General features: G+C 60.1%; 14 protein-coding genes. 9 read left to right on the forward strand and 5 right to left on the reverse strand.

From position 1 onward, the window contains the following. Nucleotides 1-141: 141 nt before the first annotated feature. The 3 genes from VFQ24_10170 to VFQ24_10180 form a co-directional block, all read right to left on the reverse strand. Nucleotides 142-3081, reverse strand: a complete 2940-nt coding sequence (locus VFQ24_10170) for a carboxypeptidase regulatory-like domain-containing protein (protein ID HET9178707.1) — start codon at nucleotides 3079-3081, stop codon at nucleotides 142-144. 371 nt (nucleotides 3082-3452) lie between these two features. After that, nucleotides 3453-4262 (reverse strand): class I SAM-dependent methyltransferase, encoded by an 810-nt coding sequence (locus VFQ24_10175; GenBank protein HET9178708.1) that lies wholly within the window; start codon nucleotides 4260-4262, stop codon nucleotides 3453-3455. Between the two features lie 219 nt (nucleotides 4263-4481). Further along, entirely contained in the window at nucleotides 4482-4847 is a 366-nt protein-coding gene (locus tag VFQ24_10180) for a nuclear transport factor 2 family protein (protein ID HET9178709.1), read from the reverse strand. 315 nt (nucleotides 4848-5162) lie between these two features. On the opposite strand from VFQ24_10180, the gene treS reads away from it, so the two are divergent. From treS to VFQ24_10225, 9 genes are all read left to right on the forward strand, one after another. Further along, nucleotides 5163-6821, forward strand: a complete 1659-nt coding sequence (gene treS, locus VFQ24_10185) for a maltose alpha-D-glucosyltransferase (GenBank protein ID HET9178710.1) — start codon at nucleotides 5163-5165, stop codon at nucleotides 6819-6821. Between the two features lie 46 nt (nucleotides 6822-6867). Beyond that, on the forward strand, nucleotides 6868-8142 hold the full coding sequence (locus tag VFQ24_10190; GenBank protein HET9178711.1) for a glycosyl transferase family 2: 1275 nt from the start codon (nucleotides 6868-6870) through the stop codon (nucleotides 8140-8142). An 8-nt stretch (nucleotides 8143-8150) separates the two neighbouring features. Next, on the forward strand, nucleotides 8151-8858 hold the full coding sequence (locus VFQ24_10195; protein ID HET9178712.1) for a hypothetical protein: 708 nt from the start codon (nucleotides 8151-8153) through the stop codon (nucleotides 8856-8858). Between the two features lie 273 nt (nucleotides 8859-9131). After that, nucleotides 9132-10766 carry an Hsp70 family protein gene (locus tag VFQ24_10200; GenBank protein ID HET9178713.1) on the forward strand — a complete coding sequence of 545 codons (1635 nt, stop codon included), beginning with the start codon at nucleotides 9132-9134 and terminating at the stop codon, nucleotides 10764-10766. A gap of 248 nt (nucleotides 10767-11014) precedes the next feature. Next, entirely contained in the window at nucleotides 11015-11485 is a 471-nt protein-coding gene (gene rpiB, locus VFQ24_10205; protein HET9178714.1) for a ribose 5-phosphate isomerase B, read from the forward strand. Nucleotides 11486-11667: 182 nt separating this feature from the next. Next, nucleotides 11668-11961, forward strand: a complete 294-nt coding sequence (locus VFQ24_10210; GenBank protein HET9178715.1) for a hypothetical protein — start codon at nucleotides 11668-11670, stop codon at nucleotides 11959-11961. 48 nt (nucleotides 11962-12009) lie between these two features. Continuing rightward, entirely contained in the window at nucleotides 12010-12279 is a 270-nt protein-coding gene (locus tag VFQ24_10215; protein ID HET9178716.1) for a hypothetical protein, read from the forward strand. A 13-nt stretch (nucleotides 12280-12292) separates the two neighbouring features. After that, nucleotides 12293-13264 carry a hypothetical protein gene (locus tag VFQ24_10220; protein HET9178717.1) on the forward strand — a complete coding sequence of 324 codons (972 nt, stop codon included), beginning with the start codon at nucleotides 12293-12295 and terminating at the stop codon, nucleotides 13262-13264. 391 nt (nucleotides 13265-13655) lie between these two features. After that, the gene (locus VFQ24_10225; GenBank protein HET9178718.1) at nucleotides 13656-14063 is read left to right on the forward strand and encodes a hypothetical protein; all 408 of its coding nucleotides are present in this window, start codon (nucleotides 13656-13658) and stop codon (nucleotides 14061-14063) included. Between the two features lie 142 nt (nucleotides 14064-14205). On the opposite strand, the gene VFQ24_10230 is transcribed toward VFQ24_10225, so the two are convergent. Next, a complete protein-coding gene (locus tag VFQ24_10230; protein HET9178719.1) occupies nucleotides 14206-14700 on the reverse strand; it encodes an isoprenylcysteine carboxylmethyltransferase family protein in 495 nt (164 codons plus the stop codon). Nucleotides 14701-14959: 259 nt separating this feature from the next. Further along, nucleotides 14960-16102 carry an amidohydrolase family protein gene (locus VFQ24_10235; GenBank protein HET9178720.1) on the reverse strand — a complete coding sequence of 381 codons (1143 nt, stop codon included), beginning with the start codon at nucleotides 16100-16102 and terminating at the stop codon, nucleotides 14960-14962. Nucleotides 16103-16286: the final 184 nt, after the last annotated feature.

Here is a 16286-nt window from a genome sequence, read left to right on the forward strand (position 1 = left end):
TGATCCCGTCTTCTGCCCGCTGCAGGCCCCATGGGAGAGGCCGAAAATTGGAGCGCCAACGAAGAGGCCGGGCACAAAGCGGCCGCAAGCCGCCGCACTCCATACCGCGTAGGTATGCAGCGGTTCACTAGACGCACTACACTAGAAGCTGAACCTCAAAAACAGGTTGATGGTGCGATTGGCTGATTGGTTGTTGAAGAATCCGCCCGCGAGCGAGTTGGAACGGCCGAACAGGGGAGACGTGATGTTGCCCACCGGCGTCCCAAGATTCACCTTGTTGAAGGCGTTGTTGGCCATGACGCCCAGCTCAAGCTGATATTGGCGGCTGCTGGAGCCGCCGAAGCGGGGCCCGCCGCCTCCGCTGCTCAGCCCGCGGCCGCCCAACCCTCCGCGACCGCCCTCGCGGCCACCGCCGAACCCGCCTCGGCCTCCTCCGGTTTCCTTGCCAAACCCGAAGGTCTTGGAAAGCCGCGCGTTCATCGAAAATTGGCTGGGGCCAAAGAAATTATTGACGGGCACAAGCTGATCGCCGGCAACCGGATCGATGTTAAAAATCCCCAGTGACGTTTGCACACAGGTAGCGCACATGCTTGTGGCCAGGGCTGGCCGATCGTTGAAGATGGAATCTCCGTTCAGGTCCTGTCCGAGGGTGATGTTGTAAGGACGGCCGGAAGTCATCACCATAAAGGGGCTGAAGCTGAACCCATAGGGCAATCCGACGGACCCGCCCACGAAAAATCGGTTGCGGGTCGCCCATGCAGCCGTTCCGTAACTCTGAGAAAGATCATATTGGTTCATCGGAAAGCTGGCGCCCGCGCTTTCTCCTAATCCGCCGCCAAACCCGGGTCCGCCAGAGCCGCCCGATCCTGCATTGGCGTTCGCATAGCTGAGCGTGTAAAAGCCGAAGAGCGAAAGCGCAGGTCCCATTCGGATGTTGAAGTTGGCAATCAACTGGTTCTCATTGTACAGACCAGCGGATTCATATTGATAAATATTTCCCACATCTCCGAAAGGCCGGACGCCGCTGGACGGGTCCGCGGGATCATAGGTGCCGGGCAGCGGCGCGTTGATGTTGCGTGCCAGGAGCTGGTGGATTCCGTGCGTTGTGACATAGGTGACCGAGGTTTTGATGTTCCGGGTTAGCTGCCTTTCCAGCCCCACCGCGCCCTCAATCACATAAGGCGTCTGGTAGTTCCGAGCAATCTGGTAGATGGTGGGGAAGGTCGCGGAACCGGCCAGCGTATTCAAGGGTGGGATATCGCCGGGGAAGAAGTCCGGCGAATTGACGATGTATTGTTGCTGGTTGATGCCGTTCAACTGCTCTGCTTGAAGGATGTTGCCCACGTCAAACCGGTCGTAGAAGATTCCCGCGCCTGCTCTCAGGACGGTTTTGGGAGCGCTTCCGTTTCTGCCGATTCCCCAGGCGAAGCCCAGGCGGGGCGCCACGTCAAAATGGTCGCTGATGTGGTTCTGTCCCTCAAAGCGCAGGCCCAGCGTCAGCGAGGCATTGGGGCGCATCCGCCAGGTGTCCTCGGCGTAAAGGCCAAAGTCAATTCGGTTGGCCGTGGCAGCCGGGTTTCCTGCGGTGATGGCAAACTGCCGGGCGCCTCCTCCTGCGGCGATGATCTGAGCGTCCGTCAGACCTGCCGCGAGACCTTGCTGATAAACTGAATAACTGTCAATTCCCGTAAAGGTGAAACTGCCGTTGTAGCCGCTGGTGGTGTTTACCGCTTCGTTCATATAGCGCACGCGGCCGCCATAGGTCAACGCGTGTTTGCCAAGATTTGTCGAGGTCAGGCTCTGGAATTCGTATTGGTTCCCCGTGCTCAACTGTGTCCCGGCGCTGCTGCCGCCGCCGGTGAAAGCGCCGATGACGTCGAGAGACGGGTCCGTGCTCAAGGGAGCCTGGCGATCTTCGGAATGGCGATACTGGAAGCGGGCCTGGGTGACGGTGCGCGTGCTGATCACCTGGGTGTCGCTGATCTGCGCCATGTTCTCGGCGCCTGTCGAGTTTTGGCCCACTGAGGGAAGCTGGAATTGCCCGATGCCTGAATTCGTATTGTCGTTCGACCAGCGCTGATAACGAATGGACAGCACATTGCTGCTGCTCAACTGCAGGTCCACGCGCGGGCTGATGTTCAATCTCGATGAGGGGCTGGGGACGGCTTCGGTGAAGGCGGTCCCTGCCGGGTTAAAGTTTGGGGCCGGGACGACCGCGTTCACAATGGATGAGTTGTCCGTGCTGCGGCGGAACACCGAGAAAAAGAATGAGGCTTTCTTGCTGAGCGGCCCGCCGAAATCGCCCCCTATCATGTCGGAATGGTTGTCCGGCTGCTCCGCCACAAAGGGATTTCTGGAATTAAGCGCCGAAGTGTTGCCGAAACTGAAGATGCCGCCATGATATTTCTGGAATCCCGGCTTGGTGGTGATGTCAATCCGTCCATAGCCCAGCCTTTCATACTGCGCCGAGAAAGGATTCTGGTTGACGCGAACTTCCAGGATGGCGTCTTTGGGCGGCAACTGGCCTCCGGAGAACCCGTCGATATAGATTTGCCCTCCATTCGGTCCCGCCGCGGGACCTGCCAGTTCCTGGAGCTCCGTCTGTAATTCGTCGGGATCGTCGGAAAGCGATTTCAAGGCCTCGCCCTTCAGCACCACCGCGCCGACGTTGTTCTCAGGGCTGACGCTTAACTGCTCCCCTTCGCCTTCGACGGTAACCTGTTGCTTTTCCATGGTGAGGGCGAGTTGAGCGTTCACAAGCTGCGGGTGGCCCGGAGCCACCTGAATGCCGGCCTTCGTGAAGGTTGAAAAGCCCTGGGTGCTGATGGCCACCGAATATGCGCCCGGCGGCAGATTGTGAAAGGCGTAGCGCCCTTGTTCGTTGGTCTGTGCCGTCTTCGTCGCGTGGTCCGGGCCCGTGAGGGTGACGGTCGCCGCAGGGATTGCCGCCCCGGACGGGTCCGTAACCTGGCCGCTCAGAGTTCCGCTTCCCGACTGCGCAAAAGCTGCGGCGTACAGGCAGAACAACGCCAGCAGTGTCAAAAAGGGCCGGCTGAATTTTCTAGAAAACCCGATTACCATCGTGAACCTCCACAAACGCTCTCGAACAACTGCATCAACCCGCCCTTTGCGGAATGTCTGGCTGTGCCTGGGGACTAAAGCTATGGAAAGCCGAACCCTGACCTGTCCGTGACGCCCGGCCCTTGGCTGTGCAACCCGTTTCATGGGTCTACTTGCCGAACTGCTCTTACTGTTGGCCTAAGACGGTGTAGCCGGGATGGCGGTTGCGCTCGAATTGTTAAATCCATGTAAAACCGGGCTGTGACTCCGAGGCGAACCGTAGGGTCCTGCCCTATGGTTAACGGCGCCAGGGGCCAGTCGGTGGTGGGCAAGACAAGGCAAAACATGGACTGAAATAAGTCTTTCTACCGGGGAAGAGGACCTTCCGGCGGCTAGCGTGCTTTGCGGGCCAGGTAAACCGTGCGCTGGCCGGGAAAGATCCTCCATTCGCGCGCGAAGGCGGCCTGGTCCCAGGCTCGAATGGTGCTGAAGCCGGCGCGGCGAAGGCTTTGGCGGACTTCGGCTGCGGTCCAGGCCACCTGCTCCACGCGCTCAACAGTCCGCTGCCAGCTTTTGCCCTTGCGAATGAACCACTCGGCGTTGCTCCAACCTTTGCGGCGACGCCGGTCGTAGCCGCCGTGCATCACCAGGACAACTCCAGCCAGCCCCAGCCGCCAGGTACCCGTCCAGGCCTTCTCAAACGCCAGCCGATTGTTCACGTCAAAAAAGAACCAGCCGCCCGGGCGCAACGCCCTCGCCACCGCGTGGGCCACGCGATCAAGATCGGACTTTCGCGGCACGTGGTTGACCGCGTCGAATTCGCACGTCACCAGGTCCACGGCTTCCGGCAGGCGAAAGCTGCGCATGTCGCCGTGCAGCACGGTCAGGCGGACGCCCTTCTGCCGCGCCTTCTGCCGGGCCAGCCTGCACATGGCCGGTGAGGCGTCAACGCCATACATGCGGATGCCACGCCGGGCCAGCGCAACGGCCGTGGTTCCTGTCCCGCAGGCGAGGTCGCACGCCGACTCCGCGCGCCGCACGACGTCCCCCAGCAGATGCCGCCGCACGCGCCCCATCGGCGCCCGCAGCGGCTCGAACAGCCGGTCGTAGTAAACCGCCAGCAGCTGGTAAGGAGAATCAGCCATAGCAATGTCCGCGCCCGGCTGCGCTGGCCGGCTTCCTGTCCCGCTTGATTTTGGCATTCCTCTTGCCCCTGGAGGAGAGTCAAGATCCCTTGGGGTGGCTGCGGCTCCCCGGCACGCTTCCCTCATTCCCTGGCTCAGAGGTCACGCCAGAAACGCACGCCGTTCCGAATATCACGGTTCCCTCGCCCCCTTGGGGGAGAGGGTGGCGAGCGACGCGAGCCGGGTGAGGGGGTAGCGAGGCCCTGCGCATTGTCACGGACCCGGCGTGAAGCCCCGCTAGAAAATCCCGTTCTCGTTGGGGGATTCGTCCGGCACGTCCTGAGAAGCTTCCCACTCCTCCACGATCAGATCGCCTTCGAACCGGAAAATGTGAATCACCGACCAGTGGGAGTCCGGCGCGAGCGCCACTCTTCCGTGGATGGCAACCAGGTTTCCTTCCTCGACGGCGCGCAACATCTGGTAGGTCTTGCCGGGAAACTGTTTTGCATTTTCTTCCATGCCCTTAAGCAGCGATTGCCGGTCACCTTTGAAGTATGCATTGTGATGACGAAACTGCGGATGTATGTGCTTTGCATAAGCCTCCTGCACTCTGCCCGATGAAGCCAGCTTGAGAAATGACTCGGCGATTTCTTTCCTGGTCATGTCTGGTAGCCTCCCCGATTCAGACATTATCGCGCTTTTTGCGGCAGCGGAGAGTTTCCTCATCTGAAGGTACAGGAAGCTTTCCTTTTTAGCACAAGACGGCGGCCTCTGCTGTGGAAATTTCCGCTGCAGGTGCCGGAGCGGACCTATAGAGGGCCGGTTCATAAGCGCCGTCCCCCCACAATTCGGAATCGGTCAAAACTTTGGTAACATGACATGGGGCCGGGATACATTTCGTTCGTGACCGCATATAAACTCCGCGTCCGGCGAGCGGTACGCACCTGCCCAGAAAAACTGAGGATTGAGGCAAGACCTGTGAATCACCTGGAGGGCCGGCAGGGTGACGCTGCCCAGACCTGGTACAAGGACGCCATCATCTATCAGCTCCATGTCCGAGCTTTTTGCGACAGCAACGGCGACGGCATCGGGGATTTCAGGGGCCTGACGCAGAAGCTTGATTACATTCAGGAATTGGGGGCCACGGCCATCTGGCTTCTCCCTTTTTATCCCTCGCCTCTGAAAGATGACGGATATGACATTTCTGATTACTACAGCGTGCATCCCAGCTACGGGACGCTGGATGATTTCAAGCTGTTCATGGAACAAGCCCACTCGCGCGGCTTAAGGGTGATCACGGAGCTGGTAGTGAATCACACTTCGGACCAGCATCCCTGGTTCCAGCAGTCACGCAGTTCGCCGGACAACCCTTATCGTCACTGGTATGTCTGGAGCGACACGGATGACCGTTACCGCGACGCGCGGATCATTTTTGTGGACACGGAAATGTCCAACTGGGCCTGGGACCCTGTCTCCAGGGCGTACTACTGGCACCGCTTCTTCGGCCATCAGCCCGACCTCAATTATGACAATCCCGAAGTCCGCGAGGAAATCTGGAACGCCATGAAGTTCTGGCTGGAGATGGGCGTGGACGGCTTCCGGCTGGATGCCGTGCCTTACCTCGTGGAGCGCGAAGGGACCAATTGCGAAAACCTCCTCGAAACCCACGAGATCCTCAAGACGCTGCGCAAACGGCTCGACGAAAATTTCCCCAACCGGATGCTCCTGGCGGAAGCCAACCAGTGGCCGCAGGACCTGGGTCCTTACTTCGCGGACGGCGACGAATTTCACATGGCATTCCATTTTCCGCTGATGCCCCGCATGTTTATGGCCATCAAACTGGAGGACCGCAAGCCGATCATTGAAATTCTCCAGCGCACCCCGCAGATTCCCGAGAATTGCCAGTGGGGCATCTTTCTTCGCAACCACGATGAGCTGACGCTTGAAATGGTGACGGACGAAGAACGCGACTATATGTACGATGTATACGCCATGGACAGAATGATGAAGCTCAACGTGGGAATCCGCCGCAGGCTGGCGCCTCTGCTGGACAATGACCGGCGGCGCATCGAACTGATGAACGGAATGCTGCTGTCGCTGCCCGGCACGCCGATCATCTACTACGGCGACGAAATCGGCATGGGCGATAACGTCTATCTCGGAGACCGCAACGGCGTCCGCACGCCGATGCAGTGGAATGGCGGGTGGAACGCGGGCTTTTCGATGGCCGACCCGGAACGCCTTTTTTCTCCTTTGATCTCCAACGCCGTTTATGGCTACCAGGGCGTCAACGTACTGTCGCAGCAGCGTTCTGAGCATTCCCTGTTGTCCTGGATGCGGCGGATCGTAAAACTGCGAAAGATAAGCTCGGTTTTTGGACGAGGAACCATCGAATTCCTGGATCCCGAAAATCACCGGGTGCTTGCCTACATCCGGCAGTGGGAAAACCAGCGCATCTTGATCGTCAACAACCTCTCAAGTAGCGCCCAGGCGGCCGAGCTCGACCTCAAACCTCTGCGCGGCTTTATCCCTATTGAACTGTTCGGAGGCAGTCCGTTTCCCCGAATCGGAGAGCTTCCTTACCTCTTGACATTGGGCCCGTACCAATTCTACTGGTTTCGCTTGCGCCGGTTCTAGGGCCCCGGACGCCGGCAGCGTTGCAAAGGGTCCTTAAGGAGCAGCATTGGCCGAGGAACTTTTTCTCTCCGACGAGTTTATCCGCAAGCTCACGGCCGTGGGCGAGGTGGACATCCTCGTCGGAGTGCCCACGTTCAACAATCGCCGCACCATCGAACAGGTGGTCAATGCCATCCAGTTGGGGCTGGTGAAGTATTTCCCTCGCGAGCGCGTGGTGCTGATCAACCCGGACGGCGGGTCCAACGACGGAACTCCGGAGGCGGTCAGAAACTCCTCCATCCTGGACTTTCGCACCCTGCTTTCTTTAAGCCCGTTGCGTACCATCCACCGCATCACCACCACGTATGGCGGCGTGGACGGCCGCGGCAGCGCCTGGCGCATCATCATGGCCGCTGCAGACCTGCTGCGCGCCAAAGCCTGCGCCGTGGTATCGCCCGATCTCGAGAGCATCTCTCCCGAGTGGATCGAAGCCCTGGTCCGTCCCGTCTACAAGGAACACTGTGACATGGTCACACCCATCTACCATCGGCATAAATACGATGGCATGCTGGTCAACAACATCATCGCGCCGGTTATCAGCGCGGTTTATGGCGTGAGGGTCCGCGAGCCCGTGGGCGGCGAAATTGGGTTCTCCGGTCGGCTGGCGTGCCGGTTCCTGGAACAGGACGTCTGGCATGAAGAATTTGTGCGGGCCCATTCCGAAATCTGGATGATCACTCGGGCGATTGCGGACGGCTGCAAGCTGTGTCAGTCGTTTCTCGGGCCCAAAATCCATGCCCCGGAAGCTTCCAGCCAGAATATTGTCGCCACCATTCAGCAGGCCCTGGGTACGCTCTTCCGCTGCATGGAGAGCCAGGAGGACTACTGGCTTCCGCGCACCGAGGCCCCGCAGCCGGTGCCTGTCTTCGGCTTCGAATACAGTTCCGGGGTCGAGCCGCGGCGCTTCAACAGGAAAAAGCTGCTCGCCATGTTCCAGAACGGCGTCAGCCAGTTGACTCCGGTGCTGGAATCCATCCTTTCGGCAGAGACGCTCGCGCAGGTCCGCGATGTTGCGCAACAGAATGGAACGCCCTTCCGCTTCCCAGACGAACTCTGGGTGAAGATCGTTTATGAATTCGCCGCTTCTTACCATCACTCGGTCATCAATCGGGAGCACCTTCTCCAGGCCTTGACGCCCCTCTATCGCGGCCGGATCTATTCGGTGGTCCTGGAAAACCAGCGAGCTGACAGTGAGCAGATCGAGAAAAGGCGTGAACTTCTGAGCGAGGAGTACGAAAAGCAGCGCCCTTATCTGGTGGAGAACTGGACCCGGAAACCGTGAGGTGAATTATGGGACAGCTTATTCTGAATACCCTGAGTCAAACGTTGGGCAATTTCTTCAGCGCGCTCACCTTGTTCCTGCCGCGGGTCCTCTCGATGGTGGTCGTCATCGTGGCAGGCTTCCTGATCGCCCTCGTCCTCAAGTTGATCGTCCGCAGAATCTTTGGCATCGCTGGCTTCCGGAAATACTGTGACTCGGCGGGCCTCACCCAGATGATGCGCAAGGCTGCTTTGCCCCCTCCAGTCGACTTGCTGGGCCAGCTCATTTTCTGGGTGGTCTGGATTGTTTTCATCGTTCTGGGTGTCGATGCTCTCGGCATCGGGGCCCTTCGCGAGCAGATTTCCAGGTTCTTTCTCTTCCTGCCCCAGATTTTCGTGGCGCTGGTCGTTCTGTTCATTGGATTGCTGATTGCCAATTTCTTTTCGCGGGCCACCTTGCTGGCCGCCGCCAATGCCAATTATCCTTCGGCAAGGCTGCTCGCCACCCTGGTCCGATTGCTCATCATCATTTTCTTTGTCACGATGGCGCTGGAACAGATCGGCCTGGGGCGCCGAGTGGTCCTCATCGCCTTTTCCATCGCCTTCGGCGCCGTCATGATGGGTACTGCCATCGCCTTTGGACTGGGCGGCCGCGATGTGGCCAGGCGATTTCTGGAAAGGCAGTTTACGGATAAAGAAGAACCCACCGAGAAGGACGAAGAAATTTCCCCGCTCTAAGGCCCGCGCAGAATCCAGGGCCCGCGCACGGCTCACGCTCCGCGCCTCTTCCCATGCGCGCAACGCAGGTGGTGACTCAGTTTGGTTGCGGCCTTGTGGCACGGCCATCCCGTTCGCTGCGCTCAGGGCGGGCCTGGCCGTGTCATTTCACGGAAGCATGGGCGAGGACGCCCGTGCCACGAATCAAACTGAATCACTACCGCAGGGTAACTGCCCCATTTCGCTGCTCTCTCGACCTGATATAATGGTTCGGCGGAGGCATTCAATCGAGAAATGAAATTAGGGATTGATTTCGGGACAACCCGGATTGTGGCCGCATTTGTGGACCGCGGCAACTATCCTGTGGTCGTCTTCGAAGCGCCGGACGGAAATTCGCTGGAATGGTTTCCGCCCCTGGTGGCCGTCAAGGGTGGCGAGCGGCGCTACGGCTGGGAGGCATGGGCCGCCCAGGAAGAGCCGGGCTGGACGGTGGTCCGTTCCCTCAAGCGCGGGCTCGATTATGCCGGCCCCGGCACGCTGGTCCAGATTGGCGATCAGCAAATCCCGATGTGGAACTTGCTCCACGAGCTGTCGCTGGCCCTCCGAAAGGCGCTGCTCGAAAGCTCCACGCTGCCGTCTGGCGGGGACGAGACCCTCGACGTGATGCTGGGCGTGCCCGCAAACGCCAACAGCAACCAGCGTTTCCTCACGGCGGAAGCCTTCCGCCAGGCGGGCTTCAACGTGCTGGGCCTGTTGAATGAACCTTCAGCCGCCAGCATCGAGTTCGGCCACCATAAGCGCACTTCGCACCAATTCAGTGAAAAAATGCGCATCCTGGTGTACGACTTGGGCGGTGGGACCTTTGACGCCTCGCTGGTGGAACTGGACGAGCGCGAGCACGTGGTTATTGCTTCTGAAGGAATTCCCACGCTTGGCGGCGACGATTTTGACGAAGTGCTCGCCGGGCTCGCTCTCGAGGCAGGCGAGATCAGCGTCATCGACCAGGACAGCCTCTCGCAGGCCGAAATGTTCCGCCTGCACGAAGAGTGCCGCCAGAAGAAGGAGGGCCTGCACCCGAACACGCGGCGGATTGTGCTCGATCTCGGCAACGTGCGTCCCGGCTGGCCGCAGGTGACGGTTGCCATCGGCGATTTTTATGAACGCAGCCGGCCGCTGGTGGAAGAAACGCTGCACGCCACGGAAGATCTGCTCGAGGCGCAGGGCCTCGCTTCCGGCGGCGACGGCGCGAAGCAAGGCGAGCAGCCGCGGCTGGAAGCCTTATATATGACCGGCGGAGGCAGTGAGCTGCCGCTGATTGGCCGCATGCTCCGCGACACTTTCGGCCGTCGCGTTCGGCGATCGGCTCATACGCGGGCCGCCACGGCCATCGGACTGGCCATCCAGGCGGACGCCACCCAGGGCTACGTTTTGCGCGACCGATTCACCCGCCACTTCGGCGTGTGGCGCGAGGCTGAGGCGGGCCATCGAATCATCTTCGATCCTCTGTTCGCCAAAGGCACGCCGCTGCCCGGCCCGTCCGATCCTCCGCTGCTCAATTCGCGGCGCTACTATCCTGTCCACAACATCGGCCATTTCCGGTATCTCGAGTGTACGCACCTTACCGATGACGGCCGCCCGGCGGGAGACATCACCATCTGGGACGACATCCGCTTTCCCTTCGATCCGTCGCTGCGCGATAATGCTGCGCTGGACCAGGTAACCGTGGGATACCTCACCAATGGCCATCGCTGCGAGACGGAGGAAAGCTACGCCTGCGACCGCGGCGGGACAGTGACAGTGACCATCGCCAACCTGCCGGAAGGCTACAACCGAAGTTACCGGCTGGGACGCTGGGCAACTTCAGAGGCGCTGGTGGTGCCAGGCCGTAAGAAGCCGCGCAGCCGAAAAGAAAAAAGACCCGGGCAGTGATTAATTTAATGGCTGGTGGGTGGCGCAGATATCGCGCTATTCGCGATGTCTGCGTTTCAGGCGGCTCGAACTTGTTTACGTACTGTCCGCGCCGTCTCAAGTAAATGACAAGCCCTCTCCCAGGGGAGAGGGTGGTTCCGCCTGGCGGAACCGGGTGAGGGGGTTTTGCCATCATCGAGCCAATCACCTAGCCCTCTAGCGCGGACCTCCGCATTTGAGGTCCGCGGTTGCTCTCTGAGGAAAACAAAATGCGAATAGCCATTGGCGCCGATCACGCCGGCTTTATGATGAAGGAAGAACTTGCCGCCGAGGTTCGCAAACTCGGCCACGACCTCCTTGACGTAGGGGCGCGCCACGCCGATCCATCGGACGATTATCCCGACTTTGCCGAGGCGGTCGGCAGGGCCCTCATGGAGGGCAAAGCCGAGCGCGGGGTGCTTATCTGCGGCAGCGGCGTCGGGGTCTCGGTGGCCGCCAACAAGATGCCGGGAATCCGCGCCGCGGTCTGCCACGACGCCTATTCGGCCCACCAGGGAGTCGAGCATGACAACATGAACGTGCTGGTGCTGGGCAGCCGCATCATCGGCCCGGAACTCGCCCGCGAACTCGTTCGAACTTATCTCGCCGCCCGGTTCTCAGGCGAAGAACGCCACTGCCGCCGCCTGGCGAAAGTGGACGATATCGAACACCGCTATCTTGCTTCCAAATCAGCCCCCTGATCTCCCCTGGCCGGCAACTCGGCAGGCCCGCCCGCCCATCCTGGCGGCCCACAACACACTCTTTGCAGCCCCAAGACAAAATCCTGACAACTGCGCGGAGCCAGGACGGTAGAATCGTGTCAAATGCAGCTCAAAAGGGTGTGGTTAGTTTATCCACACGGGGGTATGGGATGGCCAAAAGAATGCCGGATCCTTCTTCGACTCTGCGCCTGGCCGGAGCGGAGGTCACCGCCTGCGACGGCTTAACGTTTGCATTTACGTGCGAAACACTCTCCGATGGCACTCCGAGGACGATCTACGCGAACGTCAGGATCATGAACAGCGGCGAAGTGAATGTGTGCGATTACGAAGTCCGGAGAGGGCAGGTTCCCCGCATGGACCGCGAACCGCCCATGCTCTTTCCGGACAGCGACGGTTTGGACGAAAGCACCCTTGAGGGCTATTGCCTGGCTGACTTTGTCAGTCGCACCCAGTAGGCCGGCGTATAGGACGCCGTCAGACGCGCCGACCGGGCGTTGCGCGAAATGGAACAGACATCTGAAGGTCCAGGCTCGATCTTCGGCGCTGCCAGCCTGACTTCCAACCTGGACATCGGCCTTCGTCACATTCTGCCTGTTGATCCATTCCTCATCGCAATCGCCGCTGCACTTAGATCCGGGCCTTTCACCGCGAGTCGCGGAAATACTTTTGTGCAAACCATCCCGCCAATTCGATTGCTGGCCAATCGCCTGATTGATTCAGCGCCGCCGCGCGACCGCTTGGTTCTGGCCGGAAACGGTGCTACGCTTGTGTAAACGGGAGGACCCTATGCGCAGCTTGCATATCCTTTTATTGTCCCTGGCAATTTCTTTCTTTGCCTCTGGCGCCAGCGCCTGGGCTCAACGAGGCGGTGGGTTTGGAGGTGGCGGTTTTCACGGTGGAGGCGGTGGTTTCCATGGTGGTGGTTTTGGTGGAGGTGGCGGATTCCACGGCGGCGGAGGATGGTCGCACGGCGGAGGCGGTTTCCACGGTGGAGGCGGCTGGTCTCGCGGCGGTGGAGGCTTCCATGGTGGTGGAGGCTGGTCACACGGAGGCTTCGGAGGCGGCGGATTTTTTGGTCGTGGCGGCTTTGGCCGCGGAGGCTTTGGCAGAGGATTCTTCGGTCGCGGTGGATTTGGGCGCGGGTTCCATGGCCGGAACATTTTTCTCTTTAACTTCGGGTTTTTCCCATTTTACGGATATCCCTTCTATCCGTACTACACATACTACCCGTACTACTCGTACTATCCCGCTTACTCACCCAACGGCTGCTACCCTTACGGCCCGTACGATTGCTACGGGTACGGGAATGGGTATGGTGCGGCTTATGGTTCGCCTGACCCGTCGCCCTCGGCATACGCGTATTCCCAGACAACCGCAGCGCCTGCAACGCGCGCTCTGGACGCAGACGGCCAGTGGCACCGGTTTGGCGCGCAGCAGGCGGCCGCAGTGCGCCAGGCTGCGGTCCGGCCGGCGCCGCGCACTCAAACAAGCAGCCCGGCAAACACCTTCACAGCCGCCATAGCGGACGGGCAGTGGCATCGCTTCGGACCTGCCGCGGTGGTACGCGTTCCCCAAATGGCCAGGGTCTCTCAAGCGCACGCGCCAGCACGCGCTCGCAGCGCGCCTGCGACTACCGCGCAATCGCGCCATCTGGGTCCCAGGCCCGCGCCGGTCATACGCGTCTCGTCGCCCCAACCCGCTCCGCGCTCCCGGACGAGCGAGTCGGCCGGCGCCTATAGCGCCGCGCTCATTCATTGAGACCCGGTGATGCTGTCGCCTGAATAGCAAGCTGGCGGCCGTCGTGGGTTTTCGCGGATGTGGTTGTTGCCGATGCCTGCAATTCCAGCAGGCTGAATGCCGCCCTGCCTTGCCGATGGCATCAGAGTTAGCGGGCGGGACGAGCCGCCAAGCGGCGACAGACTTTGGCCCATCGCGCCTTGCGGGATGGGAAAGCCGATCACCAACCACCAGAAAGCCCCGGCAAGGGGCGAAAGAATCTAAATGAACGGCCACGCCGCAAGTCTCAGCAGCGGCGCGGCGAGTTCGTTACGGTACGGCCGTGGCTGCTGCCGGCTTCCACCGCTGGAAAGCCAAATCTGCAATTTGCGATCGTACGGTCGGCCCAGCAAAACGAAGGAGGATTTCCGAAATGAAAAGAATGTGGCTCACCATCATCGTGGTGTTTCTGGTATTCACAGCGTTGAGTTATGTCATTCACGGCGTATTGCTGCAGCCGCTCTACCAGCAGTCGCCGCTGATGCTGCGAACCCAGCAGGATGCCCAGAGCCACTTTCCTTTTATGCTGCTGGCCTTCCTGGTTTTCTCAGTTGCCTTCGTGTGGATTTATTCGCGCGGACTGGAGCCGAAGCCCTGGCTGGGACAGGGCCTGCGATACGGCGCGGCCGTGTGGCTGATTGCTTCCGTCAGCCGTTACCTTATATATTTTGCCGTCCAGCCCTGGTCGGGCAGCGTGATGGCCCTCCAGATCGGACTGGAACTCATCATGATGCTGCTGGTGGGAATTACTGCGGCGGCACTCTATCGCAAAGCGGCATAGGCGATTTTTGCCAGCAAAAGCAGCCTGGGGGTTCGCGCGCGGGAAACGCTGCCGCGTCGGATAGTAGCGAAGCCCTCTTAATTCGCAACTCGTAATTCGTAATTTCCACTCGCCACTGCCTTCTGACTCCTGCCTTCCGCCCTCACCACCATCGGCCCACCCGGTGTTGATATTCTTCGTATCGCGTTCCAAAAACCTGGCGCAGCTTTTCTTCTTCAACCGGGATGACAATCCTATTCAGATAGACCAAAACGAAGGGCAGCAAAAGCACCGGCCAAAGCTGGCGAAGAATCCCCGCCTCGCCAAGATACGCAATCGTGAGACCCAGATACATCGGGTTCCGGGTGAAGCGATAAGGTCCCCAGGTCACCATGGCGCTGGAAGCCTGGCCGGGGACCCTTGTGGTCCGCGCCTTGCGAAACAACAGCCATCCCCAGGCGGCCAGCGCAGCCCCAGCCAGAAAAAAGAGGCCTCCGATTTCACTGAGCAGAGGCGTGGCCGAAAAAAAGTGACTTTGAAAACACAGCGCCTCCAGCCCCGCACCCGCCAGATACGCCAGGACGAACACCCATGGCACCGGAATCCGCATCAAAGCGCGGGAGAACCCCCCGGCATTTTCGAGTAGTTGCTGGTCCATAGTCCATCCCCCGCAGCCAGACGCATCACCGCCAAAGCAACCGACAACTATACACCCTGAACTCACAAATTCCTGGAAAGCATTTCTGAGTTTTTAGGCGGCTTTCGCAATTGCCCCGAGACACCCTCGGCGCAGGGTTTCAAATCTGAGAATTCAAATTTGAGGTTCCCGCACGCGAGAGCGTTTTCGCAGCGGCGACTTTCCGTCGCCATCATGCCTGGTCAAACCCGCGGCGTGGAGCCGTGTCTCTCCGTTTCGCTCAGGCCATGTTCTGCCGTGCCCGATCGAATGCCGCCAGGGCGTTGTCCCTGTAGATTTTCTTCAGCAAATCGTCGGGCAGGTTGAAGCCGTTCAAGTACCAGTGGTAGCCGAATTGGAAGTGGTAGAAGTGCTCGTCGGCCGTCTCCAGGATTCGGAAAGTTGTGCGGTACATTTCCTCGTCGTATCCCATGTCCGTTCCATACAGGATGCGGTCGGGATATTTGCTGAAGAACTGCGCGACGGCGCGAGGGATGCAGGCGGTTTCGGCGTAGCGGGCGCCGATGTCGGCGTAAAGGTTGGGATTGCGGTCCAGCATCTCGCCAAGGCGGGAAAGATTGTTGCACTGGTTGGTCAGATGGCAGGCGAAGAAGATCGTCCTGGGGTGCTTCTTGACAGCGGCCTCCAGGCTCGCGATCAATTCCTCGTGCCCCATGACGCCCGGTTTCACGTCAATCCGCCACTTGTAACCGTTCATCAGCCCGTCGTTGGTATGGTCCATCGGCTCGTACGCCCACGGAGGGTCAGACACGTGGATGCTGGCCGGCATTCCCAGTTTTCCGCATCGGTCGAACAGAGCGTCCATGCTTGCGTCGCCGGGGTGGGGCCGCGGGCCCGTGGGCGGAACGTGCCAGCTCGCCGGTTCCGTCCCGATGCGCGCTCCAATGCCGCGCCCTTTGTCCACCAGCTCTCCAACCCCAGTGGCTCCCGCGTCATGGCACCTTTCCAGCGCCTCCACTGACTGCCGCTCGAATCCGGCCGATTTGTATTGCGTGAAATCGAATCCACACCACATCTCAAAGCGGTCCTTGTGATTTGAAAATCGCTGCTGAATCTCTTTGAATCGGTCGCCGCTCGCCATGGTCATCACAATTCCCTTTTCCAGGCCAACGGCGTCCATGTTCTTGACCCACTGATCGGCTTCCGCGGATGTGCGGGCGTACGGGTGCGTGTGGCAATCGATCACCGGGTATTTCGCCTTCGTCACCCTCGTCTCCGGAACCTTGTAAATCGATTTGGGACGGTAATCCTTCAGCAGCAGGGTGTCTGGCGTGCTCTGTCCCTCTGGACGGGAAGTTCCCTGCGCAGCCTCTTGCCCCTGGCCCCACGCGCCGGGAATCCCGATTGCCGCCCCGGACAGCATTGCCAATGATTGTCTTCTGTTCATGGTGTTTGTGTGCGGCGCCGGCGCTGGACCATTCTGCGCCAGGCGTGCCCTTGTCAAAATCCTGCGGCGCCCTGAGAGCATCTTGCGGCGCCGGAATCCATCCGCGAGCCGGAACCAAGCGGCCATCGCCTGCTCCCGCATTCACGTGCGATGGTACACC

Source organism: Terriglobia bacterium (genome assembly GCA_035712365.1).
Taxonomy (GTDB): domain Bacteria; phylum Acidobacteriota; class Terriglobia; order UBA7540; family UBA7540; genus SCRD01.

What these genes read in the sequence shown, in the direction of transcription:
- VFQ24_10170 (HET9178707.1), bottom strand. Translation starts at nt 3,081, where the DNA reads ATGGTAATCGGGTTTTCTAGAAAATTCAGCCGGCCCTTTTTGACACTG.
- VFQ24_10175 (HET9178708.1), bottom strand. Translation starts at nt 4,262, where the DNA reads ATGCCAAAATCAAGCGGGACAGGAAGCCGGCCAGCGCAGCCGGGCGCG.
- VFQ24_10180 (HET9178709.1), bottom strand. Translation starts at nt 4,847, where the DNA reads ATGACCAGGAAAGAAATCGCCGAGTCATTTCTCAAGCTGGCTTCATCG.
- VFQ24_10195 (HET9178712.1), top strand. Translation starts at nt 8,151, where the DNA reads ATGGGACAGCTTATTCTGAATACCCTGAGTCAAACGTTGGGCAATTTC.
- VFQ24_10200 (HET9178713.1), top strand. Translation starts at nt 9,132, where the DNA reads ATGAAATTAGGGATTGATTTCGGGACAACCCGGATTGTGGCCGCATTT.
- rpiB (HET9178714.1), top strand. Translation starts at nt 11,015, where the DNA reads ATGCGAATAGCCATTGGCGCCGATCACGCCGGCTTTATGATGAAGGAA.
- VFQ24_10210 (HET9178715.1), top strand. Translation starts at nt 11,668, where the DNA reads ATGCCGGATCCTTCTTCGACTCTGCGCCTGGCCGGAGCGGAGGTCACC.
- VFQ24_10215 (HET9178716.1), top strand. Translation starts at nt 12,010, where the DNA reads ATGGAACAGACATCTGAAGGTCCAGGCTCGATCTTCGGCGCTGCCAGC.
- VFQ24_10220 (HET9178717.1), top strand. Translation starts at nt 12,293, where the DNA reads ATGCGCAGCTTGCATATCCTTTTATTGTCCCTGGCAATTTCTTTCTTT.
- VFQ24_10225 (HET9178718.1), top strand. Translation starts at nt 13,656, where the DNA reads ATGAAAAGAATGTGGCTCACCATCATCGTGGTGTTTCTGGTATTCACA.
- VFQ24_10230 (HET9178719.1), bottom strand. Translation starts at nt 14,700, where the DNA reads ATGGACCAGCAACTACTCGAAAATGCCGGGGGGTTCTCCCGCGCTTTG.
- VFQ24_10235 (HET9178720.1), bottom strand. Translation starts at nt 16,102, where the DNA reads ATGCTGTCCGGGGCGGCAATCGGGATTCCCGGCGCGTGGGGCCAGGGG.